General features: G+C 69.2%; 21 protein-coding genes, 1 pseudogene and 1 riboswitch. Of the genes and pseudogenes, 8 read left to right on the top strand and 14 right to left on the bottom strand.

Going from position 1 to position 24,173, the window contains the following annotated elements; all coding sequences use genetic code 11:
* The 6 genes and pseudogenes from Q0741_RS13880 to Q0741_RS13855 form a co-directional block, all read right to left on the bottom strand.
* Positions 1–251, bottom strand: a pseudogene (locus Q0741_RS13880) (hypothetical protein); the annotation flags it as partial.
* Positions 251–1,051 carry a hypothetical protein gene (locus Q0741_RS13875; protein ID WP_298233798.1) on the bottom strand — a complete coding sequence of 267 codons (801 nt, stop codon included), beginning with the start codon at positions 1,049–1,051 and terminating at the stop codon, positions 251–253. The gene Q0741_RS13875 and the pseudogene Q0741_RS13880, both read right to left, overlap by 1 nt.
* A gap of 11 nt (positions 1,052–1,062) precedes the next feature.
* Positions 1,063–1,455, bottom strand: a complete 393-nt coding sequence (locus Q0741_RS13870) for a hypothetical protein (protein ID WP_298233797.1) — start codon at positions 1,453–1,455, stop codon at positions 1,063–1,065.
* A gap of 13 nt (positions 1,456–1,468) precedes the next feature.
* Positions 1,469–2,779, bottom strand: a complete 1,311-nt coding sequence (locus Q0741_RS13865; RefSeq protein WP_298233796.1) for a phage tail sheath subtilisin-like domain-containing protein — start codon at positions 2,777–2,779, stop codon at positions 1,469–1,471.
* Between the two features lie 350 nt (positions 2,780–3,129).
* Complete coding sequence (locus Q0741_RS13860; protein ID WP_298233795.1) at positions 3,130–3,405, bottom strand: H-NS family nucleoid-associated regulatory protein; 276 nt, start codon at positions 3,403–3,405, stop codon at positions 3,130–3,132.
* A gap of 121 nt (positions 3,406–3,526) precedes the next feature.
* A complete protein-coding gene (locus tag Q0741_RS13855) occupies positions 3,527–4,984 on the bottom strand; it encodes a replication initiation protein (RefSeq protein ID WP_298233794.1) in 1,458 nt (485 codons plus the stop codon).
* 1,115 nt (positions 4,985–6,099) lie between these two features.
* Here Q0741_RS13855 and Q0741_RS13850 point away from each other — a divergent pair.
* From Q0741_RS13850 to Q0741_RS13840, 3 genes are all read left to right on the top strand, one after another.
* Positions 6,100–7,281: a ParA family protein gene (locus tag Q0741_RS13850; protein WP_298233793.1), complete on the top strand. Its 1,182-nt coding sequence runs from the start codon at positions 6,100–6,102 to the stop codon at positions 7,279–7,281.
* Positions 7,278–8,267: a ParB/RepB/Spo0J family partition protein gene (locus Q0741_RS13845; protein ID WP_298233792.1), complete on the top strand. Its 990-nt coding sequence runs from the start codon at positions 7,278–7,280 to the stop codon at positions 8,265–8,267. Before Q0741_RS13850 ends, Q0741_RS13845 begins: the two co-directional genes overlap by 4 nt.
* Before the next feature lie 702 nt (positions 8,268–8,969).
* Positions 8,970–9,075: riboswitch (SAM-I-IV-variant riboswitch) on the top strand.
* Positions 9,076–9,221: 146 nt separating this feature from the next.
* Positions 9,222–9,491 carry a hypothetical protein gene (locus Q0741_RS13840; protein ID WP_298233791.1) on the top strand — a complete coding sequence of 90 codons (270 nt, stop codon included), beginning with the start codon at positions 9,222–9,224 and terminating at the stop codon, positions 9,489–9,491.
* A gap of 40 nt (positions 9,492–9,531) precedes the next feature.
* Here Q0741_RS13840 and Q0741_RS13835 read toward each other — a convergent pair whose 3' ends face one another.
* Positions 9,532–9,843 carry a cupin domain-containing protein gene (locus tag Q0741_RS13835; RefSeq protein ID WP_298233790.1) on the bottom strand — a complete coding sequence of 104 codons (312 nt, stop codon included), beginning with the start codon at positions 9,841–9,843 and terminating at the stop codon, positions 9,532–9,534.
* Positions 9,844–9,864: 21 nt separating this feature from the next.
* On the opposite strand from Q0741_RS13835, the gene Q0741_RS13830 reads away from it, so the two are divergent.
* Positions 9,865–10,917 (top strand): endonuclease/exonuclease/phosphatase family protein, encoded by a 1,053-nt coding sequence (locus tag Q0741_RS13830; protein WP_298233789.1) that lies wholly within the window; start codon positions 9,865–9,867, stop codon positions 10,915–10,917.
* Between the two features lie 1,109 nt (positions 10,918–12,026).
* Positions 12,027–12,224 carry a hypothetical protein gene (locus Q0741_RS13825; RefSeq protein ID WP_298233788.1) on the top strand — a complete coding sequence of 66 codons (198 nt, stop codon included), beginning with the start codon at positions 12,027–12,029 and terminating at the stop codon, positions 12,222–12,224.
* Between the two features lie 123 nt (positions 12,225–12,347).
* Here Q0741_RS13825 and Q0741_RS13820 read toward each other — a convergent pair whose 3' ends face one another.
* The 4 genes from Q0741_RS13820 to Q0741_RS13805 form a co-directional block, all read right to left on the bottom strand.
* The gene (locus Q0741_RS13820; protein WP_298233787.1) at positions 12,348–13,157 is read right to left on the bottom strand and encodes an enoyl-CoA hydratase/isomerase family protein; all 810 of its coding nucleotides are present in this window, start codon (positions 13,155–13,157) and stop codon (positions 12,348–12,350) included.
* Positions 13,150–14,385, bottom strand: a complete 1,236-nt coding sequence (locus Q0741_RS13815) for a CoA transferase (RefSeq protein WP_298233786.1) — start codon at positions 14,383–14,385, stop codon at positions 13,150–13,152. The genes Q0741_RS13820 and Q0741_RS13815 overlap by 8 nt, the downstream gene beginning before the upstream one ends.
* An 8-nt stretch (positions 14,386–14,393) precedes the next feature.
* Complete coding sequence (locus Q0741_RS13810; RefSeq protein ID WP_298233785.1) at positions 14,394–15,362, bottom strand: tripartite tricarboxylate transporter substrate binding protein; 969 nt, start codon at positions 15,360–15,362, stop codon at positions 14,394–14,396.
* 426 nt (positions 15,363–15,788) lie between these two features.
* Positions 15,789–17,033: an aminotransferase class V-fold PLP-dependent enzyme gene (locus tag Q0741_RS13805; RefSeq protein ID WP_298233784.1), complete on the bottom strand. Its 1,245-nt coding sequence runs from the start codon at positions 17,031–17,033 to the stop codon at positions 15,789–15,791.
* Positions 17,034–17,159: 126 nt separating this feature from the next.
* On the opposite strand from Q0741_RS13805, the gene Q0741_RS13800 reads away from it, so the two are divergent.
* Entirely contained in the window at positions 17,160–17,858 is a 699-nt protein-coding gene (locus Q0741_RS13800; RefSeq protein ID WP_298233783.1) for a GntR family transcriptional regulator, read from the top strand.
* On the top strand, positions 17,855–20,914 hold the full coding sequence (locus tag Q0741_RS13795; protein WP_298233782.1) for an FAD-binding and (Fe-S)-binding domain-containing protein: 3,060 nt from the start codon (positions 17,855–17,857) through the stop codon (positions 20,912–20,914). Before Q0741_RS13800 ends, Q0741_RS13795 begins: the two co-directional genes overlap by 4 nt.
* A gap of 73 nt (positions 20,915–20,987) precedes the next feature.
* Here Q0741_RS13795 and Q0741_RS13790 read toward each other — a convergent pair whose 3' ends face one another.
* On the bottom strand, positions 20,988–22,214 hold the full coding sequence (locus Q0741_RS13790) for an MFS transporter (protein ID WP_298233781.1): 1,227 nt from the start codon (positions 22,212–22,214) through the stop codon (positions 20,988–20,990).
* Between the two features lie 83 nt (positions 22,215–22,297).
* Between Q0741_RS13790 and Q0741_RS13785 the strand changes: the two genes are divergently transcribed.
* Entirely contained in the window at positions 22,298–22,906 is a 609-nt protein-coding gene (locus Q0741_RS13785) for a TetR/AcrR family transcriptional regulator (protein ID WP_298233780.1), read from the top strand.
* A gap of 204 nt (positions 22,907–23,110) precedes the next feature.
* On the opposite strand, the gene Q0741_RS13780 is transcribed toward Q0741_RS13785, so the two are convergent.
* The gene (locus tag Q0741_RS13780) at positions 23,111–23,287 is read right to left on the bottom strand and encodes a hypothetical protein (protein ID WP_298233779.1); all 177 of its coding nucleotides are present in this window, start codon (positions 23,285–23,287) and stop codon (positions 23,111–23,113) included.
* A 120-nt stretch (positions 23,288–23,407) separates the two neighbouring features.
* The gene (locus Q0741_RS13775; protein ID WP_298233778.1) at positions 23,408–24,022 is read right to left on the bottom strand and encodes a PolC-type DNA polymerase III; all 615 of its coding nucleotides are present in this window, start codon (positions 24,020–24,022) and stop codon (positions 23,408–23,410) included.
* Positions 24,023–24,173: the final 151 nt, after the last annotated feature.

Raw genomic sequence — 24,173 nt, 5'->3', positions numbered from 1 at the left:
CTCGAAACCGGCGCCGGGGGCAGCGTTGGCATGGTGGACGCTGCCGATGCCGGCGGCGTGGACGACGCCACGGCGGCGGGCGCCGCGTCCTCGCCCGGCGCGGGCATGGCGGTGTCGGGCGGTGCCGCGTCGGCGGGCAGGCGGCTGGGGTCCGGCTCCACGTCCAGCAGCCGCTCCACGTCGCCCAGGACGGTGCGCAGCGGCGCGAGCAGCTTCAGCGACAGCTGATCGGAGCGGAACACGCCGTCCATCAGTCGTCCTCGATGCGGATCACCACCGCGTCGGGCTGGTCGGCCAGGCGCGAGGAGCGGCTGATTGCCGGCCTGGGTGGGGGCACGGGCGCGGTAGCCGGGGCGGCGCGGTCGAGCAGTGCATCGAGGCGGTCCAGCTCCACAGCGGGCGTGGCCCACACGCGCGAGGGCGTCCAGCCCAGCTCGCGGCACAGGCGCAGCGTCTGGCGCGCGGCTTCCGGCGCGTACAGCGCCTCGGGATCGGCGACGTTGAGCGCCAGCACCGCCTGCAGCAGCGACTGGCCGGTGGCGGCGTCGAGCTCCTCCAGCACCGTGCCGGGCGGCTCCAGCGCCTGCACGCTGCACGCGAGCATGGCGCGCAGGTAGCGGCCGAGGTGGAAGCGCGTGCCGCCCTCCCCGTCCTGCTCGCGGCTGGCGGCCACGGCGGCCAGCCGCTCGCCACCGCTCCACGGGCGCAGCCGCGCGCGCACGGCGCCGCAACGCACTTCGCCGTCCGCCGCCGCGGTGGCGGGCCGGTCCCGGCCGCCGCCGCTGGCCCACCACAGCGCCAGGCCGTGGAAATCGTCCGCGTGCGCGTCGGGCACGGCGCTGTCGTCCAGCACCTCGCGCGCGAAGGCCGCGGTATCCAGCGCCAGCCCCGTGGGCGTGGCCTGGGCGCAGCGGTCCAGCGCGGCGAGGTGGCGGCCGAAGCGCCAGGGCCTCAGGGTGATGCCGCGCCCGCCGGGGGCCGTGGCCCGCAGCGGCGCATCGAAGCCCTCGAAGGACAGCGCGAACTCGCGGCCGTCGATGCCGATGTGCATCGGACCCGCCGTCATTCCTCGCGGATGCGCGTCGCGGTGAAGGCGTAGGTGGTGACGGCCACGCCGCCGGCCTCCATGCCGAAGGACTTGCCTTCCACGAAGCATTCCTCGAAGGACAGCGTGCGCTTGGGCGCGTCGGCGGCCTGGTCCTTCTTCAGGTTGGCCACCAGGTTGAACTGGGTCTGGTCGTTGAGGTGCGTGTCGAGCACGTAGTTGGCTGACTTCACGACGATCTCGCCCTGCACCGTGCGCAGCCCGAAGCTCACGGTGATGCGCTCGCTGCTGCCCACCGCGCGCACGTCCTCGCGCTCGGTGACCACGCGAAACGCCAGGGACTGCAGGCCTTCCACCGCCTGCCCGTCGATGAGAACCCCGCTGCGGTTGGATGAAAACACCGTTGCCATGGCTTAGCGCTCCTTAGACCTGGACGAGGATGGTCGCGTAGATGAAATCGATGGCCCGCACGGGGCGCACGGCGATGGCCACGCGCACGATGCCCTGGGCGAAATCGGCCTGAGACGAATAGACGTCCACCTTGAAAGCCGGGTCCTTGCCGTCGGTGGAAGGCACCAGCGCGCCGTCCTTCTGCATCTGGGCTAGGAACTCCGCGAGCTTCTGCTTGAGCGCACCGCGGCCGTCCTCGTTGTTGAGGCGGCCGATGAAGAGCTCGCCGATGCGGCGCACGCCGCGCACGGCGCGGTCGGCCACGCGGCGCACGCTGATCTGGTCGCCGTCGGTGGTCAGGCCGCGCAGCACGATCGCGCCGCGCCCGCGCTGTTCCACCACCGGCACCACGTTGGCCTGCAGCAGCTGGCCCTGCTCCTCCAGCGGGATGGCGCGGCTCAGCGAGGTCACGCCGGTGAGCGCCTTGAAGGTGGGCGACTGGAAGTAGTCCAGGCTGCCCACGCGGCCGGCCGCGGCGCCCACGACGCCGTGGGGCGCCAGCAGCACGAAGCGGTCGGACAGCAGCTTGGTGGCCAGCGTCTTGGCTGCCTCCTGCGTGGCCCCCGGCGGCACCTGGCCGAAGCCGATGCGGCCCTTGCTGTCGCTGCTCATGAGCTGGCAGTGGCTGATGACGCCGCTGTAGACCTCGGCCACCTTGGCCGCGTCGCCGAAGTCCTGCAGCGCGGCCAGCACCAGGTCCACGTCGGACTCGTCCTGCAGCGCGGCCAGCGCATCGATGTATTCCTTGGGCGAGGCATCGGCGCCGCCGGCCAGGGTGTAGTCGCCCGCGACGAGCTTGACCTTGTCCTGCGCACGCAGCACCGCCGAGGCCGCGGCCAGCTTCTGCGCCGCCTGGGCGTCCTCCAGGTCGCGGATGACCTCCAGCGGCGCGTCCTTGTCGGAAGCGCCGGGCAGCCGCACCTCCAGGTCGAATTTCCCATTGCGGCTGCTGACCTTGAGCTTGTAGCCGTTGGCCCACACACCCGGCGCGCGCGCCTCCAGCTTGAGCGCGCCCTGCTCCGCGCGCTTGGCCACCGAGGACTGCAGCGGCACCAGCACCAGCTCGAACACGCCATTGCCCAGCGCCAGCCGCGCCTCGGGCAGGCTGTAGGCCGAGGCCGGGCCGGCGACTTCGAGGAAGCGGTTCCAGCTGGACGCCCGCTCGGTGCGGGTCAAGGCCGTCTCGGTCAGCCCCACCAGCCCCAGCACGCCGGACGGTGCCAGCTGCGGTGGGACGACCTCCTTGACGACGTTGATCTCGACACCGGGAATAACTCTGGTCATGTCCGTTCCTTGATTCGGGTTGGAGTGAGAACTGGAGGCAGCCCGTGACCAAGCGTCTTCCGGTGTTCGCTTTCAAATCTGGGAAGGCTGGCGTGTAGAGCGCGCTGCCATCACCGGCGCACGCTTTGTAACCTCACGGCCCGCCAAATGTAAGGGAACAGACACATATGCGGCATTTCTGCCACATTCTTAAGAAACAAGGCGTGGTGGCGGGTCGATACCGATTCACTTTCCGGGGCGTGCGCGCTTGTGCGTCGGCGCAAAAGCGCGCGCCCCGGCCTGCAGTACAGGCCGGGGCGCGGCGGCGTGTCGCGGATACGGCGCCCGGCGGGAGCCGAGCGCGGGCGGGCTCAGTCCGGCTGCTTGCGCGGCCGGCCGCGGCGTCTGGGCGGCGGCGCTTCCAGCCCCAGGTCTTCCAGCGTCAGCTCGAAGGCCCGCATGAGGTTGCGGATCTTGACCAGCGCTTCGAGCCGGGCGTCGTCTTCCATCGCCTTGAGCTGCGCCTCGGCCTGCGCCAGTTCGGCGCGCAACTCGGCGACGCGCGCCAGCAGCGACTCGCGGGTGGGCTTGGCAACCGGCTTCACCCAGCCGGTGGGGACGTCCTCTTCCATGTCGATCCCTGGCATTGCATGACTCCCTGCGGTGATGGCTCTCAGCAGCGAACGGTACGCCGGGGCCGCTGAGAACGGCATCCCGGTGCCATGAAACACAGGTTTCGCGCCGGGACGACGTACCGGCACGGGCCCTTCAGCGCTCGAACAGCCTGGTCTGGGGCCGGCCCTCGGCGCGCTCGCTGCGGGCGGCCTTCTTCAGGGCCGACAGCACGTGCTGGCCGAAGGCGAAGCGCAAGCGCTCGTTCGCGCGCAGCTCGACATCCGTGACCGGCCCCTTGGGCCGCTTGAGCTGTGCCTGCAGCGCCCGGAACGGCGCGGTCCGGGCGAAGGATGCCAGCAGGGCGGCCCGCGCGGCCTCGTCCAGGCCCAGATAGGCCTCGAAGCCCCGCTCGCCGCCCTGCTCGTATTCGCGCTGCAGGGCCGCGGTGGCCGCATCGGGGGGCTCGGCGGCCGCCACCGCCACCGCTGCGGCCGGAGCCGGGCGCTCGCCAGCCGGGGCCGAAGCCACGGCGGCCGGCGTGGGCAGTGCGTCCTCCAGCTCGGCCGAGGGAATGGTCCAGCCTTCCTTGAGCGCCTTCACCAGCAGCTTGCCCGGCGCGTGCACCTTCTTGCCGCCGTTCTTCATGCGGTGGCGCACGAAGGCGACGGCGGCCTGGATGCGGTCCTGCGTGAACTCGTGCGGGCTGCGCGCGATGTCCTCGATCTCCCCGGTGCCCAGCCCGAACTCGCCGCGCAACGTGTTGTAGAGCTCCTTGCGCGCCTCGGACTCGTGGAACAGCTGCATGCCCTTGCCTTCCTGCTCGCGGAAGGAGAAGCGGATGTGCGTCACCTTCTTGGAACCCGGCGAGGAGCGCATCTCGTACTCCACCTGCAGGTCGGAGAGCTCGTTGATCTGCGTCTTGGCGACTTCGAGCACCCGGCGCTTGAAGGCCTTGAACTCGTTGGCGTACTTGTCGCCGCTGGCGCCAGCCCAGCGCCGGGCCTCGTCCACAGTCAGCCATTCCGTGGGCGAGCCCTTGAAGGCCACCGAGCGCAGCCGCTCGTACAGCGCATGCGCGTACTGCGAGGAAAAGGCTGACGTGGTGCGCAGCGACAGGAAGGTGTAGCCGCGCTGGTCCTTCTGCAGCCGGCGGATGGCCGGATGGAACTGGAAGTACACCCGCCCGCTGGTGACCGCCACCATGTTCACCAGCGAGATGGAGACGAAGTCCTTGACCTCGGCGCCGGCGCGCGCGTTCGCGTGCTCCACCTCGACCAGCACGGTGGACTTCTGCGTCTCGCGCAGTGCCTCGCGCATGTGCTTGTAGTTGCGGCTGTCGTAGTTCAGCAGGAAACGAAACAGCGCCAGGTCGCAATCGAAGTCCGTCACCTCTGGCGGCGCGCTCGATGCGAGGAAGTCCATCACGTTGAGGCTGCGCCGCCCCAGCAGGCTCAGCTCGCCGACGTCGATGAAGACGTTGTTCTTCTTGAACGTGAGGTCCTTGTCGGCGTCCGCGATGGTCGCGGCCGCACCCTTGCGGCCGACGGTCTCCTGGAACAGCTCCAGCGCGTACTGCTCGCTGGTGGCTAGGCGCTGGGGCGGTTTGGGCACGGAAGGGCTCGGTCGAGGGCGCGGCGGGGTGAAGGCGCGAGGCTAGGCAGAAAAGTGACGCCCGTCAAACGAGCCGTCACCTTTGGGCCCCGTCCTCGCGCACCGGTCAGCAGCGCGGTGCCGTTGGGAACCGGCACCGCGCCCTGCCCTTCGCGTGGCACAACGCGGCCACCTTGGCGGCTTTCGCGCACAAGAACGTCACCTTGCCTGCGAAGGGCCCCGCAAGGGCCACCGCCACCCCGTCCCGCCTGGGGCCCCTGCCTTGCAGCACCAAGGGAACAAGGCACAAATCCGTCACCTTGGAGCACAAGGACGTCACCTTGGCCGTGGACAAGTCCAGAAATGCCATACGTGACAGGTACTTGCCAGGCTCGCGCACAAAAACGTCACCTTGCACAAATCCGTCCCCCTTCCAGCACAAATCCGTACACCTTCGCGCACAGAAACGTCACCTTGCTTCGCACAAGAACGTCACCTTGAGCACAAAGACGTCACCTTGCCGGGGGTAACAGCACAAAAACGTCACCTTTCTCATGCCAAGCCTTTGATTTGATTCATGTTTTCGGCCTCTTAATGCTTGCTTGCTTTTTAATTATTTAAAGGCTAGCTAGCAGGCCGCTGAGAAGTCCTGGTTTCCAAGCCCGAATGCAAAGCACGGCAAGCCAGCAGCGAAGTTCACTTGGACTCGTCGCTTCGTCCGGAACGCTTGATGAAGAACACCGGCAAAGGTGACGTTTTTGTGCGTGCTGGCAGCGCGTGGCGGTCTCACGCGTTGTCGGGAACAAGGTGACGTTTTTGTGCAGCAGGTGCTCCTATTCAGGGGACATCTTGGCCTGGTCGCCGTCAGAGGCGCGCACAAATCCGTCACCTTGGTGAAGTAGCCGGCCCGCATTGGCAAGCCAGGTACACAGGAAAGTCACCTTGCCGGTGCACAGCGTCTGGCCGGTCCGACGCGTGCACAAGGCCGTCACCATCGCCACGGGGTCGTGATTCCGGGGCAACGTGGTTGGCACAAAAGCCGTGATGCGCGAGTGCAACAATTCGCCAATCGCCAAAGTTGCAGCAATTAGAGCTCAAGCATCAGAATCGCGCCCAAAGTACGAATCGGGGATTTGATGCCAGACATTGAGCCACAGGCCTTCGACCTGCAATCGCTGCATGCGCTCAACTCAAGCGCGCGGCATTTCCTGGGCGACCTGCGCCAGCGCATGTTCGAACCGCAACCGCGCAAGGTACCGCCGGTCTTCAATGGAGGCCAGGTGGCTGCGCTGTGCGGCATTGACGCCAAGCACCAGAACTATTTGCGTACCCGTCCGGAGCGGGGGCTGCCGCAGGGCGTGCCCACTGCGGGCGGGCGGCGCGCGTACACGCTGGCCGAGGCGCGGGCCTGGATCAAGGCGCTCAGCGCGCTGCCGGCGCGTGCCGAGGGCGTACCCGCCGCGACCATTGCCACGGTGAACTTCAAGGGCGGCAGCGGCAAGACGACCACGACGATGCACCTGGCGCAGGCGCTCACGCTCATGGGCCGGCGCGTGCTGGTGGTGGACCTGGACCCGCAGGGTTCGGCCACCACACTGGCGGGCTGGCTGCCCGGCGCCGACGTGGAAGAGAAGGACACGGCGCTGTCGATCTTCACCGGTGGCGAGGACGCCCCGAAGGACCTGCGGCACGCGGTGCGGCCAAGCTATTGGGACGGTCTGGACATCGTGCCGGCCACGCCCGACCTGTTCGCGGCCGAGGCGGCGCTGCCGCAGCTGGCCGCGCGTGCCGACTCCGCGTGGTGGGCGTTGCTGCACACCGCGCTGCAGCCGCTGGCGCAGGCCTATGACTACATCCTCATCGACACGGCACCCAGCCTCAGCTACATGGCCGTGAACGCTGCCATGGCCGCGGACGGGCTGCTCATGCCGCTGCCGCCGGAAAACCTGGACTACGCGTCCTCGGTGGCGTACTGGGGTCTGCTACAGGACTTGTTGATGACGCTGCGCGAGGGCTTCGGGGTGGACAAACGCTTCGCCTGGATGCGCGTGCTGCTCAACAAGACTGACGCCACCAACGTGGCCAGCTCCCTGGTGCGCGATCGCATCATCCAGACCTACGGGCCGTACATCTTGCCGGTGGAGATCCCGCGCAGCCCGGTGGCCAGCCTGGGCGGCCTGCAGTTCGGCACCCTCTACGACATGACCAAGTACGAGGGCAGCGCCCGCACCTACACCAAGCTGCGCGACGCCAGCGACGAGGTGGCGAGGATCATCGACAACCTGACCCAGGCAACGGTCTGGAGGAGCAAGCAATGAGCTTCAAGCATCTCAAGGCCAGCCTGGCTTCCGCGGCGTCGGCGGCGCCGCTGCCCGTGCCGGCCGACACCAAGCCAGAGTTCCTCGGTGGCACCGCCCCGAGCAAGGCGCTGCTCTCGGGCGCCGTCAAGCGCGTGGAAGACGCCGAGGCCCGTGCCGCGGCGCTGCAAGCCGAGCTGGACCAGCGGCCGCCTGCTGAGCTGGCGCTGGAGCTGCTCGACAGCGTGCCGGGGCGTCGGCGCCAGCTCACGGCCGAGGCTTATGCCGAGCTGCGGGAAAACCTGCGTGTCAATCCACTGGTGCATCCGATTGCCGTGCGACCCAAGCCCGATGGCCGTTACGAAGTGGTCAGCGGCGAGAACCGGCTTCAGGCCTACCGCGACATGGGGCGTGCCACCATTCCCGTCACGGTGCTGCAACTGGCCGAGGAGCAGGTGGAGCGCGCGGCTTTCTTCGCCAACCTGATCACGCAGGAGCTTTCGGACTATGAGCGCTGGCAGGGCTTCAAGCGCGAGCAGGAAGCCACCGGCATGTCCCAGTCCGAGCTCGCGCGCCTGGCCGGTGTGTCCGACCAGCTGGTGAGCGACCTGTTCGCCTTTTCCCGGCTGCCGAAGGAGGCGCTGGCGGAGATCGGCGCGCATCCGCAGCGCATCGGCGTCAAGCTCGTCAAGGAGCTGGCGCGGCTCTCCGGTGGCGAGCGCGATGACCGGGTGGTGGAGGCGGTGCGTCTGGTCATCCAGGGAGAGCTGAAACAGCAGCAGGCCGTGGCCCATGCGCGTGCCGTGCCGCGCGCGCCCAAGGCGACGGCCAGTGCGCGGCGCATCCTGGCCGGTCGTTTCAAGTTCGCGGAGCGGCGTGCCATGGGCAGCTCGGTGCGCGTGGACTTCGCTGTTGAAGGAGTGGACATGGCCAAGGCGATCGAGCGCATCGATGCCCTGCTGCAGGACATGGCCGCCGAGGCATTGAAGGACTCGGTACGCTCCTGAAAGGCGATTAGGAAAGTACGAACCCTTTTAAATCAAGGGCTTGGCGAAAAACGAAGCGGCCTGAGAGCCGCTTTCGCACTTCTTGGGCGTGCCTGGCGCTAACGCCGACGTCGGCATTGCGCAAGCTCCATATTGGTAGGCCTTGCTAGCTACAACATACGAGAGTGTGCTGTTCCCGATGGACTCATCGGTACTTGTCTCGTCCGTTTGTGCATGAAGACCTGAGTCGCTTGGAGTCCTGCCGTGTGAGTGGGGTTGAAAGCGGGAAAGGGAAAGATAGTTGTTGGCGTTTCAGGAAGAGGGGAATAGGTGAGGAGAGCTTTTGTTTGTGGAAACTCGTATGTTGTTGATGTTTGCCTTTCCTTTCCTCCGCTGCGCTGGCGTTCGAATGCCTGCCACGAGGTCGGCCGAGTGCTCAGAACCTGTTTCGGCATTCGCGATCACGGCATCTCGGTTTTCGTTGGAGGAGAAGGGGAGAAGGCGCCTCGGGGCTGCGCCTTCGAGCACCGGTGAGCGCACGCGCAACCATCCCGCGTGCGACGCACCCCCGCCAGAGACGCCGGTGCGCACGCATGGACCGATGCTGGCGCAACCAGCTGGGTTTGGGCCCTGTCGCGGCCTCAAGACAAGACGGAAGCCGGCATGCCTTGAGCGCTCCAGGGGTCTTGCTTGCCCGACGCCCGCAGCCGCTGCTAACCTGCGCAAGGACATTCCGAGTTGGGCCGACGCCCAAGCCAACCTGCCTCCCGGGCAAGGTGGACCGCGAAAGCGAATGTGGCCTCCACGCGAGGCAACCAAGCGGGCACAAGCAGCGTCGGCCTTCCGCGGAAACCGGAAGGCTTTTTCGTTTCCGGGCCCGGGCCGGCCCGCCGCTGCAGGCAAACGGCTTGGGGGGATTTGATCCGGATTGCCGCCCCCGACACCCGTCGAACGCGGCTAAAGAGGAGAAAGAAGATGTCTTCTTCCACCGCTCTGCAAGCACCGGCCGAGCCGGCCCTGCGCTGTCCACTCGTGGCCTCGGGCAACTACCGCGAGCAGATCACCCTCACGCCCATCGAAGCACAGCCGGGGCATTTCGACGTCCGGGTGGCGAGCTGGCTCGACAATGCCCGCCAGCCGCTGGCACACCACACCCGCTACAGGACGACGCTGGACGTCCAGGCCCTTGCGCGGCTTCACCAGGCCCTGGGCGCCTTGCTCGAAGAGGCGGCGCAGGCGGCATAGCGCCCGCGGCAGGCGAGGGCCCCAGGGCAGGGCGCCCGGCTCAGACGGACCCTTCCTTCTCGACCACCAGCACCCGCGCCGGCCCGCGGGGATGCGCCACGTGCTCGCAGCCCTCGTCGGCGAAGAAGATGTCGCCCGTCTCCAGGAGCGTTGATTTCTCAACGCCCTCCACGCGGTAGCGCATCTCGACCACGCCGTCGAGCACCGCGAACACCTCCTGCCCATCGTTGACGTGCCAGCGATAGGGCTGGTCGGTCCAGTGCAGTCGGGTCGTGATGCCGTCCATCCTGGCGATGTCCATCGCTCCCCAAGCCCTGTCGGCCTGGAACTCCCGGGCGCGAATGATCTTCATGTGTAGAGGCTCCTCCTGCGCTTGACCGGCAGGCCGCCGATCATGCCGCGCGGCGCGGGTCTCGATGTCCGTTGGCAGCGTGCGTCCGCTCGCTGCCCGTCCCAGCATCCGGGCCTCGCCGGGCAGGCCCGCGCGTTGCTCCGCTTTCAGCTTGGGATCGAGTGGACTGCAACAAGGCTTTGCCATTGCAGCGGGCTGTCCGCCCGTGGCGCCAAGGTGGTGGAAGCGCAGCGATGGAAGGGGAAGGCGACCTTGGACTCATTGCGGATCGGCACCTGGAACCTCGGACGCTCGGGCGCGTTCCATCGCACCCGCATCCCCAGGCAACTCGAAGTTCTGCGGCAACGTAAGGCCGACATCTGGATCCTCACGGAGGCCCATGACGCCAACGTGCCTGCGGGCGGCTACGTGCGCAGTTCCACGCCCCACGTGGACTTCCGCCAGAAAGGCGAGCATCGTGTCGTGCTGTGGTCCAAGTTCCCGTTGAGTCCCATCGCGACGGAAGACCCGGTCCTGACCGTCGCCGCGCGGCTGGAAGTGGCCGCGCTGGGCCGACCGCTGCTCGTCTACGGCACCGTCATCACGCACGCGCATGGCGGCGTGGCGCAGCGCCAGGCGTTGTCCTGGCAACGCCACCAGGACGCCGTGAACCGCCAACGCGCGGAATGGCTGCGGCTGTCCCGCGAGTATCCGGACCACGCGCTGTGCGTGGCCGGCGACTTCAACGCCCACCTCGACCCGTTGGCGCGGTACGCCGCCGTGGATCCCAGGCTGGGCATGCTCCAGGGCCTGGCCGATGCGGGGATGAAATGCCTGACCACCGACGACCTGCGCGGCGCCCTGGGGCCCGACGGAGCGCACGCGGGCGCGGTCCAGGTGTGCTTCTCCATGATCGACGGGCTGGAGTCCCGGCTGGAAGCCTGGCCCGCGACCTTCAACGGACTGCGCGCCAGCGACGACGGGGGCCTCCTGGTCGAGCTGGCATGGGCGCAGGCAGCGCCGCAGGAGCACGCGACGGCTCGCCGGGCCGAGCCTCGTGTCACAAGGGTTGAGCACGCATCGAACTTGACGTAGCAGCCACCCCGCCACGGGAACCGCTGCATCCGCGGCTTGGAACCTCGCCCCGACCCGGTGGGGATTCGCGGGCTTTTTTTCTTCGAAGGCGGTACTGCTGTCGTGGGCTCCATGCCTGCGCACGCATGGAGCGATTGGCTTTCCATGTGCCACCCTGCTTCCGGCACCGGGGGCGTCAGGGCCAGAATGGCGCCGGATGCCTAATTTTTGTGCAGCGACCGAATGCCTATGTGAATCAACGGCTTGAGCTCATGGCAGGCAGGTACGCCACAGAGTTGTCCACAGCAAACGGGGGTAACTTTGGGGCGCTTGCGCCCCCGGATGCCGCATCAGCCGGGTTCGTGCCTGCTCAATGGGGCGAGGGCACCAGCTTGCGCAGCCGCTTGAGGAGCTTCTGCCACCGCGCCGTCGGCTGTCGCTCCAGGCCTCTGGTGCTCCTGTGCCGCTTCGCGCCTTCCTCCCAGCCGTGTTGCCAGGCCAGGGCATCTTCCGAGCCGGAGGGGTACGGGCAGCTGCCGCCAAAGTAGCCGCCAGCCTTGTAGCCCTCGTGACGGGGATCACATCGATTGGTCGCCATCGTTGCCTCCTGTCGGTCAATGTGACCGGATCGCCGGGCCGGTTTGGACCCCTCCCTCGAAGGGCTGCGGCGGCACGCAGGTCGGCGTAGCGTGGGCCGGTTTGTGCGGTACGACTTGCCCGGTCGGCACTGCAGGCCAGGCATCTTTTGCGCATCGGCTGCGACGCCTTGCCGCCTCGGTTACATCAGGGAATTCCGCTGAGACCGCATCTGCCGCCGCACGCCATGGACGATGCCTGCATCAGCTCCTCATGCAAAGGAGCGCAACGGCGCTTCCATATGAAGCACGCACCCGGTCCGGAAAAACCCGTGCGCATTTCCCACACGCGCAAACACCTGCCGCTGGGACATGCTTCATGACCAGGAAGGCTTGAGGGCGCCGGAGGGCCAAAGCACCCGCGATGCAGGCGCTGAGGCCTGGAACGCGGTTTGCCTAAAAACCTTACCGCGGCCTTCCAAATGACCCTCCGCGGCGCGCCTCTTGTTCTGCAAGAGGCACCACGCCCAACCAGATCAGCTATCGCCACCACCGATGGACAACGCCAGCAACACCAAGGATTGCCGCCACGGAGCCCATCCTGACTACGAGATGGCCTTCGCCGACCTCGAACGCCGCGCCGCGCGCGGCGAGATGTCGCTCGCGCAGGTCCGGCGGGAGGTCTGGGCGCTGCGCGAGCGCTACACGGGCGGCCAGCCGGTGGCGCTGCAGCGCGGCGGCCGCTTCTGGTGATCCGGCGACGCAGCCTTGCGGCACACCCGCGTCATTGAAAACGCCCCGCTCTTCGAGGCGGGGCGGTAGAGGACGGAGGCGAAGCGCTCGGCTGCCTGCCCAGCGCTCAGACGGGAGAAGCCGTCAAAGTCCCTTCCACGCTGGCGGCCGGCGCTGCGTGAACGCCGACACGCCTTCACGGAAGTCATCGCTGCCGTAGCAGCGCCGGATCAAATCCTCCGCCTGCGGCAACGCGGCTTGCGCCAGCCGGCGCAGCGCCTCCTTGGACACGGCCTGCGTCACAGGCGCCAGCGCGGCCAGCGCCGCGCACAGCGTGCGTGCCTCCTGATCGATGGCGTTCCGCGCAAACACGCCGTGCAGGTAGCCGCAGCCCAGCGCCTCATCGGCACCCAGCAACTCGGCCAGCAACAGCATGCGCTTGACGCGCTGCGTGCCGAAGGCGTCGCGCAGCCGCGCGACGTTGGCGATGGACAGGCAGTTGCCCAGCGTGCGCGCGATGGGCACGCCGAAGCGCGCATCGGGCGTGGCGAGGCGGAAGTCGCAGGCCGTGGCGATGGCCAGCCCGCCGCCCACGGCAAAACCTTCCACCAGCGCCAGCGTCGGCATGGGCAGCGAGGCCACCTGGTCGATCAGCGCGTCGATGCGCCGCTCGTAGGCCACGCCGTCCGCGCCGCCGCCGAAGTCGCGGAATTGCGCGATGTCCGTGCCGGCCACGAAAGCCTGCCCGCCTGCGCCGCGGAACAGCACCACGCGCACCTCGGGGTCCGCCGCCAGGCGCTGGCAGATGTCCTCCAGCGCCTCGTACATCGCCCAGGTCATGGCGTTGCGCGCGGCCGGGCGATCGAACACCACCTCGGCCACCCCCTCGCGCAGCGACAGGCGCACGCGTCCCTCGTCGGCCGCCCCGGCGGCCCGTGCGCTGTCGTCACTCATGGCTGAAGGCTCCCTGCTGTGCCAGCGCGGCACGCTCGGCGCCTGAAATGCCCAGCTCGGACAACACCTCGTCGGTGTGCTCGCCCAGCAGCGGCGGATGCCGGTGCACCCGTGGCGGCGTGCCCGACAGCTTCACGGGGAAGCCGATGTTGGGCACCCGGCCTTCGACCGGATGGTCGATCTCCATCCGCATCCCGCGCGCCTGTGCATGGTCGCTGTCGAAAGCCTCGGCGTAGTTCAGGATCGGCCCGGCCGGGATGCCCACCTCCAGCAGCGTCTCCACCCAGTAGTCCTTGGGCTTCGTCCTGAAGGTCTTCTCCAGTTCCTCGATCAGCGCGGGACGGTTGCGCAGCCGCCCCGCGATGTCCGCGAAGCGCTCGTCGCTCACCAGGTCCGGCCGCTGGATCGCCTGGCACAGCCGCAACCACAGCTTCTGGTTGTTGGCGCCCATCACGAAGTGGCCGTCCGCGCAGGCCACGGCCTGGTAGGGCGCGCTCATCTTGTTGGCGGTGCCCACCGGCTCCGGCACGCGGCCGGTGCCCCAGTAGTCGCAGATGTCCCATACCGAGAAGGCCAGTGCGGTGTCGAACAGCGAGGCGTCCACGTACTGCCCTTCACCGCTCTTCTGCGCCCCGATGTACGCGCCCAGGATGCCGTACACCGCCAGCATCCCGCAGCCGATGTCGGCCACTGGCACGCCGGCCTTCACCGGCGGCGAGTCGGGATGGCCGGTGACGCTCATCACGCCGGACATGGCCTGCGCCATCAAGTCGAAGCCCGGACGGTCGGACCACGGCCCGCTCTGGCCGAAGCCGGAGATGCTGGCGTAGACCAGCCGCGGGTTGATCTCGCGGCAGGCATCAAAGCCGAAGCCCAGCTTCCTGAGCACGCCGGGCCGGTAGTTCTCCACCAGCACGTCGGCTTCGGCCACCAGGCGCCGCATCACTGCCTTGCCCGCCTCGGACTTGAGGTTGATGGCGATGCTGCGCTTGTTGCGGTTGAGGTTGATGAAGCCCAGCGAATCGTTGCCCTTGAGCTTGAAGCCCATGGCGCCGCGGGTCTGGTCGCCGGTGCCGGGCGGCTCGACCTTGATCACGTCGGCCCCCAGGTCGCCCAGCAGCATGCAGGCATAGGGACCGGCCATGACCTGGCTGACGTCGAGCACGCGCACGCCGGCCAGGGGCAAGGGGCGCGGGGCCCCGTTCAGGTTGCGTTGGATACTGCTCATGCCGGGTCTCAGGCGTCGGACTTGACGTTGGCGTCCTTGATGACCTTGGCCCACTTGCGGGACTCGGCCTGGATGAACGCGGCGAACTTCTCGGCCGTGCCGCCGCCGTCCTCGGCGCCGGACTGCTCCAGTTTTTCCACCACGTCGGGCATCACCAGGGCGCGGTTGATGTCCTCGTTGATGCGCTTGACCAGCCCCGGCGCCATGCGTGCGGGACCGACCAGGCCGTACCAGGTGGTGGCGTCGAAGCCGGGGTAGCCGGACTCGGCCATGGTCACCACGCTGGGATGGCCCTTGGCGCGCTGCGGCCGCGTCTGCGCGATGGCGATGGCCTTGCCGCTCTTCACGTGCGGCGTGGCGGCGGTCATGGTGTCGAAGCTGTAGTGGATCTGCCCGCCCATGAGGTCCGTGATCATCGGGCCCGAGCCCTTGTAGGGCACGTGCAGCGCATCGACATGGGCGGCGAGCTTGAACATCTCCAGCGCCAGGTGCTGCGCCGATCCGGTGCCGGCGGAGCCGAAGCTGATCTTGCCGGGGTTCTTGCGGCACAGCTCGACGATGTCCTTGACCGTGCGCGCCTCCTGCTTCTCGTTGCAGATGAGCAGGTTGGGCGTGATGCCCACCAGCGCCAGCGGCGAGAAGTCCTTGACCGGGTCGTACTTGACGCTGGACAGCAGCGAGGGCGCGATGGCATGGCTGTTGATGTGCGCCATCAGCAGCGTGAGGCCATCGGCCGGCGCCTTGGCCACCAGGTCCGCCGCGAGCGTGCCGCTGGCGCCGGCGCGGTTGTCCACCAGCACCTGGGTGTCCCACATGGCGCCGAGTTTCTGCGCCAGCACGCGCGCCAGGATGTCGGTGCCGCCGCCGGGCGCGAAGCCCACCACGATGCGCACCGGGCCGCCAAAGGCCGGTTGCGCGTGCACCCAGGGGGCGGCCAGCAGGCCGGCGGCCGCGGCCGCGAAGGTTCTGCGTTGCATGGTTGTCTCCTCTCGTTGGTCTGTCGCCGTAAGAAGGTGGGGAAATGCAGGAACGCGGGATCAGGCCTGCGCGCAGGGTGCGGTTGCGCAGGCGGAGTGAATAGAACGATGGATCAGAGGGAGGCCGTGAGCTGTCCCGCTCCGCTTCCTACTTCGTCATTCCCGCGAAGGCGGGAATCCAGGCGGCCCCCACGTCGGCCGTGAGCAGGCGGGCAGCGCGCTAGGACCTGACGGCCTTGCCGCGCCTGCGTTGTCGCTTCCGCTCTGGCGTGGGACCGCCTGGATCCCCGCCTTCGCGGGGATGACGAAGTGTTGGTGGTGGCGTGTCAGCTCTGGCGTGGTGCCTGAACGAAACCGTGGTGGTGGCACCTCAGCTTCGTTGCGGCTTGCCGTCTTGTTTTTGCCGTGTCGTAGCTTCGGGCGGCCTCAGCCGCCCGCATCCGCCGGCGTCCCCGGGCTCGCCGAGGCCGCGAAGTGCTCCATGGCGGCCTGCACGCCGCTGCCGGCCAGCGGCACGCCGGCGAGCTTCAGGCCCATCTCCACGCCGGCCACCATCGCCACCAGCGTGAGGTCGTTGCTGTCGCCCAGGTGGCCCATGCGGAACATGCGGCCCTTGACCCTGCCCAGGCCCGTGCCCAGCGACAGGTCGAAGCGCTGGTGGATGAGCTTGCGCACCGCGTCCGCATCCACCCCCGGCGGCAGGATCACGCCGGTGAGCACCGGCGAATACACCTTGGGGTCCGCGCACTGGATGTGCAGCCCCCAGGCCTGCACGGCGGCGCGCACGCCCGCGGCCCAGCGCTGGTGGCGTGCGAACACCTGCGGCAGGCCCTGGCCCAGCAGCATGTCCAGCGCCTCGGACAGGCCGTAGAGCAGGTTCGTGTTGGGCGTGTAGGGCCAGTAGCCCGTGGCGTTCATCTCGACGATCTCGTCCCAGGCCCAGAACGAGCGCGGCAGCTTGGCGCCGCGCGACGCCTCCAGCGCCTTGGGCGAGAGCGCGTTGAAGCTGATGCCCGGCGGCAGCATCAGTCCCTTCTGCGAGCCGCTGACCGACACGTCCACGCCCCACTCGTCGTGCCGGAAATCGGCACTGCCCAGGCCCGAGATCGTGTCCACCATCAGCAGCGCCGGGTGGCGCGCGGCATCGATGGCGCGGCGCACGGCGGCGATGTCGGAGGTGACGCCGGTGGAGGTCTCGTTGTGCACCACGCACACGGCCTTGATGCGGTGCGCGCCGTCGCGGCTCAGCCGCTCCTCGATGAGGTCCGCGCACACACCCTGGCGCCAGCCCGGCGCCTCCGGCAGCACCGCATCGCTGCCCGGCCAGGTCAGGAATTCCACCTCCAGCCCCAGCCGCTCAGCCAGGCGCCGCCATAGCGTGGCGAAGTGGCCCGTCTCGTACATGAGCACGGTGTCGCCAGGGCTGAGCGTGTTGGACAGCGCCGCCTCCCAGGCGCCGGTGCCCGAGGCCGGGTAGATCGCCACCGGATGCCGGGTCTGGAACACCTGCTGCATGCCGGCGAGCACGCGCTTGCCCAACAGCCCGAACTCCGGGCCGCGGTGGTCGATGGTGGGCAGGCTCATGGCCCGCAGGATGCGGTCCGGCACCGGGCTGGGCCCCGGGATCTGCAGGAAGTGGCGGCCGGTGGGGTGAACGTCGAGAGTCTGCATGGGTCCGTCCTTTCGCTATTCAGTTTGCATACAAAATGCCAAATACACCCCAGGGACAACCCCACCATGCTTAGAAAATAGGAATTGCATGTTGCATGCAAAAATAGGGGCGGAGGTTCTAATGCCATGGCTGAAGTGATCGAGATCGCGCGGCGCAGCCTGCATGAGCAGGTGGCGACGCGGCTGCGCGACATGCTGGTGGAGGGGCGCATCGCGCCCGGCTCCAAGCTCAACGAGCGCGAGCTGGCCGAGCGGCTGGGCGTGTCGCGCACGCCCCTGCGAGAGGCGATCCGCGCCCTCGCCGCCGAGGGGCTGGTGGACCTGCTGCCCAACCGCGGCGCAGTGGCGGTGCAGATGGACGAGGAAACCGTGCGCCACACCTTCGAGGTGCTGGCCAGCCTGGAAGGCCTCTCCGGCGAGCTGGCGGCGCAGCGCATCACCGACGCCGAGGTGGCCGAGCTGCGCGCGCTGCACTACGAGATGCTGGCCTGCCATGCGCGCGGCGACCTGCCCGGCTATTACCGCTTCAACGCCCAGATCCACGACGGCATCAACGCCGCGGCCAAGAACCCGGTGCTCACCAGCACCTACCGCGCGCTCAACGCGCGGGTGCAGTCGCTGCGCTTCCGCACCAACCAGGAACGCACCAAGTGGCAGGAGGCCGTGAAGGAACACGGCCGAATGATCGAGATGCTGGCCGCGCGCGACGCCGAAGGGCTCAAGGCGGTGCTGGTGGCGCACCTGCAGCGCAAGCGCGACACGGTGCTGAGCATGATCAACAGCGGCGCCCTCGCGTCCGCCACGGCCCAAGGGGAACAGGCATGAAGATGGAACCACCCCAGCGGCTGCTGCCGCGCGGCACCGAGCCGGTGGCCAACGAGGTGTCGCTCGCGCTGGAAAAGCGCCTGCGTGCCGAGACCCAGGGCGAGGTGCGCTTCGACATCGGCGCGCGCGGCCGCTACGCCACCGACGCTTCCATCTACCAGGTGATGCCGGTGGGCGTGCTGGTGCCGCGCACCGAGGCGGACGTGCGCACCGCCATCGACATCGCGCGCGAGCTGCGCGTGCCGGTGCTACCGCGCGGCGGCGGCACCAGCCAGTGCGGCCAGACCGTGGGCGCGGCGCTGGTGATCGACCACACCAAGCACCTGCGCCGCGTGCTGGACGTGGACCCGGCCCAGCGCACCGCCACCGTCGAGCCCGGCATCGTGCTGGACCACCTCAACGCGCAGCTCAAGCAGCACGGGCTGTGGTTCCCGGTGGACGTGTCCACCGCCGCGCAGGCCACGCTGGGCGGCATGGCGGGCAACAACTCCTGCGGCTCGCGCTCCATCGCCTACGGCAACATGGTGCACAACGTCCTGGGCGCCAGCGCCTGGCTCTCGGACGGTTCACAGGTGGACTTCGGCCCGATGGCGCAGGCGGGCGCGCGCGCGCGGGCCATCGGCGAGTACGTGCGCGACCTGGCGCTGGCCCACCGCGAGCAGATCGAGCAGCACTGGCCCAAGGTGCTGCGCCGTGTCGCCGGCTACAACCTGGACATCTTCCACAACCAGAACGAGCGGCCCTACACCGGTGACGGCAGCGTCAACCTGGCGCATCTGCTCATCGGCTCGGAAGGCACGCTGGCCTGCACGCGCACGCTGACGCTGGCGCTGGCCGAGCTGCCGCGCGCCAAAGTGCTGGGCGTGGTGAACTTCCCCACCTTCCACGCCGCCATGGACGCGGCGCAGCACATCGTCAAGCTGGGGCCCACGGCGGTGGAGCTGGTCGATCGCACCATGATCGAGCTCAGCCTCTCGAACCCGGCCTTCCGTCCGACCATCGAGACCGCGCTCATCGGCAAGCCCGCCGCCATCCTGCTGGTGGAGTTCGCGGGCGGCGACAAGGCCGGGCTGCTGCCCAGGCTCGCCGACCTGGCGGCGCTCATGGGCGACCTGGGCCTCAAGGGCAGCGTGGTCGAGATGCCCGATGACGCCATGCAGAAGAACCTGTGGGAGGTGCGCAAGGCCGGGCTCAACATCATGATGAGCCTCAAGGGCGACGGCAAACCGGTGAGCTTCATCGAGGACTGCGCGGTGCCGCTGGAGCACCTGGCGGAGTACACCGATGCGCTCACCGAAGTGTTCGCGCGCCACGGCTCGCGCGGTACCTGGTACGCGCATGCGTCGGTGGGCACGCTGCACGTGCGGCCGATCCTGGACATGCGCCGCGACGGCGCCCAGCGCATGCGCGCCATCGCCGAGGAAGCCGCCGCGCTGGTGCGCCGCTACAAGGGCGCCTACAGCGGCGAGCACGGCGACGGGCTGTGCCGCGGCGAGTGGATCGAGTGGCAGTTCGGTCCCGCGCTCAACGATGCCTTCCGCGCCATCAAGGAGCGGCTGGACCCGATCGGCCTGTTCAACCCCGGCAAGATCATCGACCCGCCGCGCATGGACGACGGGTCCCTCTTCCGCTTTGCGCCGCCCCAGTCGTCGCGGCCCTACCGCACCATCGAGCTGAAACCCGTGCTCGACTGGTCCGCGTGGGACGTGCAGAACGATCCCGTGACGGAGCAGACCACCGCGCCCGGCACCGGCGGCGACACCACCGGCGGCTTCGCCAAGGCGGTGGAGATGTGCAACAACAACGGGCATTGCCGCAAGTTCGACGCCGGCACCATGTGCCCGAGCTACCGCGTCACGCGGGACGAGACGCACCTCACGCGCGGGCGCGCCAACACGCTGCGGCTGGCGCTGTCGGGCCAGCTCGGAGCGGACGCCTTCACCGGCGAGACCGTGCGCGAGGCCATGGAGCTGTGCGTGGGCTGCAAGGGCTGCAAGCGCGACTGCCCCACCGGCGTGGACATGGCGCGCATGAAGACCGAGTGGCTGGCGCACTACAAGCGCCGCCACGGCCACACGCTCAAGGACAAGTTCATTGCCCGGCTGCCGGACTACGCGCCGCACGCCGCGCGCTGGGCCGCGGTGCTGAACCTGCGCGACCGCGTGCCCGCGCTGGCCCGGCTGTCGCAGCGGGTGCTGGGCATCACCGCCAGGCGTCCGCTGCCGCAATGGCGCACCGACACCTTCTGGCGGGCGCCGGAGTCGCGCCGCGGCGCGACGATGGAAGCCACGCTGGCGGCGGCGCGTGCCGGCCAGCCGGCGGCGGTGCTGTTCGTGGACACCTTCAACGCCAGCTTCGAGACCGAGAACGCGCTGGCCGCGCTGCGCGTGCTGCAGCGCGCGGGCTGCACGGTGCACGTGCTGGACAAGGGCGACCGCGGCGGCCACCACTGTTGCGGCCGCACCTTCCTGGCCGGCGGCATGGTGGACGAGGCCCGCACGCGGCTGTCGGCCCTGGTCGGCGCCCTGGCGCCCTTTGCCGACGCCGGCGTGCCGGTGGTGGGGCTGGAGCCCTCGTGCCTGCTGACGCTGCGCGACGAGGCGCTGGCGCTGGGCCTGGGCGAGCCGGCGCGCAAGGTGGCGGCGCAGGCGCTGCTGTTCGAGGAGTACCTGGCGCGCGAGACCAAGGCGGGCCGGCTGGCGCTGTCGCTGCAGGGCGTGGACAAGCCCATCCTGCTGCACGGGCACTGCCACCAGAAAGCCTTCGGCGCGGTGGAGCCGGTGATGCAGGTGCTGCGGCTGATCCCCGGCGCCAAGCCGCAGCTCATCGAGAGCTCGTGCTGCGGCATGGCCGGCAGCTTCGGCTACGACGAGAAGCACTACGAGGTGTCGATGGCGATGGCGGAGCAGTCGCTGCTGCCGGCGCTGCGCAAGCAGCCCGACGCCATCGTGGTGGCCGACGGCACCAGCTGCCGCCACCAGGTGGCGCATGGCGCGCAGCGGGAGGCGGTGCACGTGGCGCGGTTGCTGGAGTCGCTGCTGCGGGACGCGGAATGAGGTGCCGGCGCCCAGGCATCAGCCGAGTCCGGGCGCCAATGGGATTGACGCCGGGTAGGCCCCCTGCCGCGGCTCAGGCCACCACCGCTTCCCGCCGCGCGAAGGAGCCCAGCAGGGCCATCAGCGCCAGCGCCAGCACCACGCCGTCGAAGGCCTGGGCAATGGCAAGGATCTCCCCGCCCTGGGCCAGGCGCCAGCCCGCCACGACCGCCGGCACACCCATGGCGAGGTAGGACACGATGAACAGCACCGACAGCACGCCGGCGCGCTGGTGCGGGGCCAGCGGCCCCACCAGCGTGCGCAGCGCGCCCTGGAACGCCGTGCCGAAGCCCGCTCCCGCGATGGCCGTGCCGACGAGGAACAGCGCCACGGAGCGCAGCGCCAGCGCCACCATGACCACCGCCAGGCCGGCCGGCAGCACGCTGGTGCCAATGCGCAACAGCCACTGCGCGGAGCGCTGCTGCAGCGCCAGCACCGCCAGCGCCCCGCTGCCGGCCAGGATGAACAGCGCCAGCCCGCCCAGCAGGAACGACGCCGACCCGGCCAGGCTGCGCAGCAGCGTCGGCCCCAGCGAGCCGTAGAAGCCCGCCACGGCCCAGGACGCCACGATGGCCGGCGTCACCAGCAGCAGCGGCTTGAGCACCGGCGCCGGCACGCTCAGTTGCGGACGCAGCGAACCCAGCGCCCCGGGGCGACGCTCGGCGGTCTCGCTCACGAACAGCACGGCCACGCCCTGCAGCACGAACACCGCGCCCATGACGGCATAGACCAGGTGCGTCGGCTGCGGCAGGTACTGCACCAGCGAGCCGGCCAGGATGCCGCCCAGCGCCGTGCCCAGCATCGGCGCCACGGCGTTGGCGACGGCGCCGCGCGTGCGGTCCAGGTCCAGCAGCCCGGCGCCCACCGCCGCGACCGCGGCGCCCGTGGACAGGCCCTGCAGCACCCGGGCCAGCAGCAGGTCGCCCACGCCGGTGGCCGATGCGAACACCACCATGGTCAGCGCCTGCGCCGCGGCGGCGGCGATCAGCACCGGGCGCCGGCCCACGTGGTCCGACAGCCGGCCGGCCACCAGCAACGCCAGCAGCACCGCCAGCGCATAGACCCCGAACACCACCGTCAGCATGGTCGAGGAGAAGCCCCATTGCGCCTGGTAGACCGCGTACAGCGGCGTGGGCGCCGCGGAGCCGGCCAGGAAGCTCAGCGCGATCGAGGCCTTGAGCAGGAAGGCCGCCTTGGGCGGTAGCCGCCTCGCTCGCGGCGAGGACGCCGGGGGTAGTGGCACGGGCGTGGCACGGGTCATGGTGACTCCTGGTAAGGCATGAATGAACAGACCGATCTGTCTGATTGCTTGAAGTGTACAGACCTGTCTGGTAAATTCAAACCATGGCCACGAAACGAAATGCAGGCAATGCCGAACCGGAACGCCGCTCCGCGCGGGAGCGGCTGCTGGCCGCGGCGGACGAGCTGTTCTACGAAGGCGGGATCCACACCGTGGGCATCGACCGCGTGATCGAGCGCGCCGGCGTGGCCAAGGCCTCGCTGTACGACTGCTTCGGCAGCAAGGACGAGCTCATACGCGCCTATCTCCAGGCCCGGCACGAGGCGCGCCAGTCGCGCATCACGCAGCGCCTGGCGCGCTACGGCACGCCACGCGAGAAGTTGCTGGGTGTGTTCGACGGGCTGTGCGAGACGATGTCCACGCTGGGCTTCAAAGGCTGCCCTTTCACGCGCGTCACCGCCGAGACGCAGCCCAGCGCCGGCGTGAAGGCGGTGTGCGACGACGCGCGCGGCTGGCTGCGCGAGCTGTTCACCTCGCTGGCGCGGGAGGCCGGCGTGGCCGATCCCGCCGCGCTGGCGCGGCAGCTCACGCTGCTCTATGACGGCGCGCTGGCCGCCTCGCAGATGGGTGGCGGCGCGGAGGCCGCCGAGACGGCGCGCGGCGCGGCGGAAGTGATGCTGGAGGCGGCGCTCGCCGCCGGTGCGCAGAGCTGAGTGAGCCGCCGTTCCGTCGAGGCCGCAACGGCCTCGGAAGGCTGTAAACGACTTCGGGCCCCTCGGGCCCGAATTTCATGTTGGCCCTGTGCAGGGCCTGTTTCACCGGCTTGGAGCCGGCCGGTGCGGCTTCGCCAGCCGACCCGGTCTGGGGTCGGCGGCAGACAGCGGACGGCGGTTGCCGCCGCTGCCAGGTAGCACCACTCAGGCGGGGAAAGCGCCGCTCGGCATCACGCGGTCGGCGGCGGCGTTGGCCGGGGCCTGGGCGGCACGCGCAGCCGACAGGTGCAGCTTGTCCAGCAGCCAGACGAACACGTCGGCGGCGATCACGGCGCCCCGCGGGGCAGTGCGGCTGTAGGCGGAGACGGTGATGGCGGTCATGTGGAACCCCTTGTGAATCTTCAGAACTTCGATGGACTGAAGATTAGGGTTTCCCCTCAATTAACACAATTGAAAACTCGGCATGCCAAACATTAGCAAATAACATAACTCAGCGGAGGCTCACACCGTCTGGTCCAGCTGCGAGAGGAAGAGGTCGAGCTTGGCCCGGGGCGTGGCCTGCACGCGGGCCAGCAGCGCGTGGCTCACGGGCACGACGCCGTAGCGCCGTGCCAGGTCGGCGCCGATGCGGCACCACAGGTGGCTGGCCATCTCGGCATCGACCATGGCGCGGTGGGCACGGCCGGACTGGGGCAGCTGCAGCGTGCGCACCAGCGTGCCGAGCTGGTGGTTCGGGCTCTCGGGATAGAGCCGCCGCGCCAGCAGCATGGTGCAGGCGAAGGGCGAATCGGCGTCCAGCGACAGCCGCTGCAGCTCCGCCACCCAGAACTTGCGGTCGAAGGAGGCGTTGTGCGCCACCACCGGCAGCGGCCCCACGAAGCGCGCCGCCTCGCGCATGACCTCGGCCACCTTGGGTGCGCTGGCGACCATGTCGTTGGTGATGCCGGTGAGCTGCGTCACGAAGGCCGGGATGCGGCGGCCCGGGTTCATGAGGCTCTGGAAGCGGTCCACGATGCGGCCCTCCTCCACCACCGCGATGGCGATTTCCGTGGGCCGGTCGCCCTGGCTCGGGCTGATGCCCGTGGTCTCGAAGTCGAGGACTGCTACGCGTTCCATGTGTGTTCCGTCTGCTGACTTCCAGGATAGTCAGCCGGCGCGCGCCCGTCCGCGAAACCGCGGAGCCGGTGCGACGGACTCCACGGTTTGAGTCTTACTCGCCCAGGTACGCCGCCCTCACCTTCGGATCGTCCAGCAGCTGTTTGGCCGG

It is taken from the genome of uncultured Azohydromonas sp., assembly GCF_937926365.1.
Classification (GTDB): Bacteria; Pseudomonadota; Gammaproteobacteria; order Burkholderiales; family Burkholderiaceae_C; genus Azohydromonas.
The sequence above is the reverse complement of the archived record's forward strand: the minus strand, read 5'-3'. Positions and strand labels throughout refer to the sequence as shown.

Excerpts from the sequence above, each read along its gene's own strand:
- Q0741_RS13875 (WP_298233798.1), bottom strand. The coding sequence starts at position 1,051 with ATGCACATCGGCATCGACGGCCGCGAGTTCGCGCTGTCCTTCGAGGGC.
- Q0741_RS13870 (WP_298233797.1), bottom strand. The coding sequence starts at position 1,455 with ATGGCAACGGTGTTTTCATCCAACCGCAGCGGGGTTCTCATCGACGGG.
- Q0741_RS13865 (WP_298233796.1), bottom strand. The coding sequence starts at position 2,779 with ATGACCAGAGTTATTCCCGGTGTCGAGATCAACGTCGTCAAGGAGGTC.
- Q0741_RS13860 (WP_298233795.1), bottom strand. The coding sequence starts at position 3,405 with ATGCCAGGGATCGACATGGAAGAGGACGTCCCCACCGGCTGGGTGAAG.
- Q0741_RS13850 (WP_298233793.1), top strand. The coding sequence starts at position 6,100 with ATGCCAGACATTGAGCCACAGGCCTTCGACCTGCAATCGCTGCATGCG.
- Q0741_RS13845 (WP_298233792.1), top strand. The coding sequence starts at position 7,278 with ATGAGCTTCAAGCATCTCAAGGCCAGCCTGGCTTCCGCGGCGTCGGCG.
- Q0741_RS13840 (WP_298233791.1), top strand. The coding sequence starts at position 9,222 with ATGTCTTCTTCCACCGCTCTGCAAGCACCGGCCGAGCCGGCCCTGCGC.
- Q0741_RS13835 (WP_298233790.1), bottom strand. The coding sequence starts at position 9,843 with ATGAAGATCATTCGCGCCCGGGAGTTCCAGGCCGACAGGGCTTGGGGA.
- Q0741_RS13825 (WP_298233788.1), top strand. The coding sequence starts at position 12,027 with ATGGACAACGCCAGCAACACCAAGGATTGCCGCCACGGAGCCCATCCT.
- Q0741_RS13820 (WP_298233787.1), bottom strand. The coding sequence starts at position 13,157 with ATGAGTGACGACAGCGCACGGGCCGCCGGGGCGGCCGACGAGGGACGC.
- Q0741_RS13815 (WP_298233786.1), bottom strand. The coding sequence starts at position 14,385 with ATGAGCAGTATCCAACGCAACCTGAACGGGGCCCCGCGCCCCTTGCCC.
- Q0741_RS13810 (WP_298233785.1), bottom strand. The coding sequence starts at position 15,362 with ATGCAACGCAGAACCTTCGCGGCCGCGGCCGCCGGCCTGCTGGCCGCC.
- Q0741_RS13805 (WP_298233784.1), bottom strand. The coding sequence starts at position 17,033 with ATGCAGACTCTCGACGTTCACCCCACCGGCCGCCACTTCCTGCAGATC.
- Q0741_RS13800 (WP_298233783.1), top strand. The coding sequence starts at position 17,160 with ATGGCTGAAGTGATCGAGATCGCGCGGCGCAGCCTGCATGAGCAGGTG.
- Q0741_RS13795 (WP_298233782.1), top strand. The coding sequence starts at position 17,855 with ATGAAGATGGAACCACCCCAGCGGCTGCTGCCGCGCGGCACCGAGCCG.
- Q0741_RS13790 (WP_298233781.1), bottom strand. The coding sequence starts at position 22,214 with ATGACCCGTGCCACGCCCGTGCCACTACCCCCGGCGTCCTCGCCGCGA.
- Q0741_RS13785 (WP_298233780.1), top strand. The coding sequence starts at position 22,298 with ATGGCCACGAAACGAAATGCAGGCAATGCCGAACCGGAACGCCGCTCC.
- Q0741_RS13780 (WP_298233779.1), bottom strand. The coding sequence starts at position 23,287 with ATGACCGCCATCACCGTCTCCGCCTACAGCCGCACTGCCCCGCGGGGC.
- Q0741_RS13775 (WP_298233778.1), bottom strand. The coding sequence starts at position 24,022 with ATGGAACGCGTAGCAGTCCTCGACTTCGAGACCACGGGCATCAGCCCG.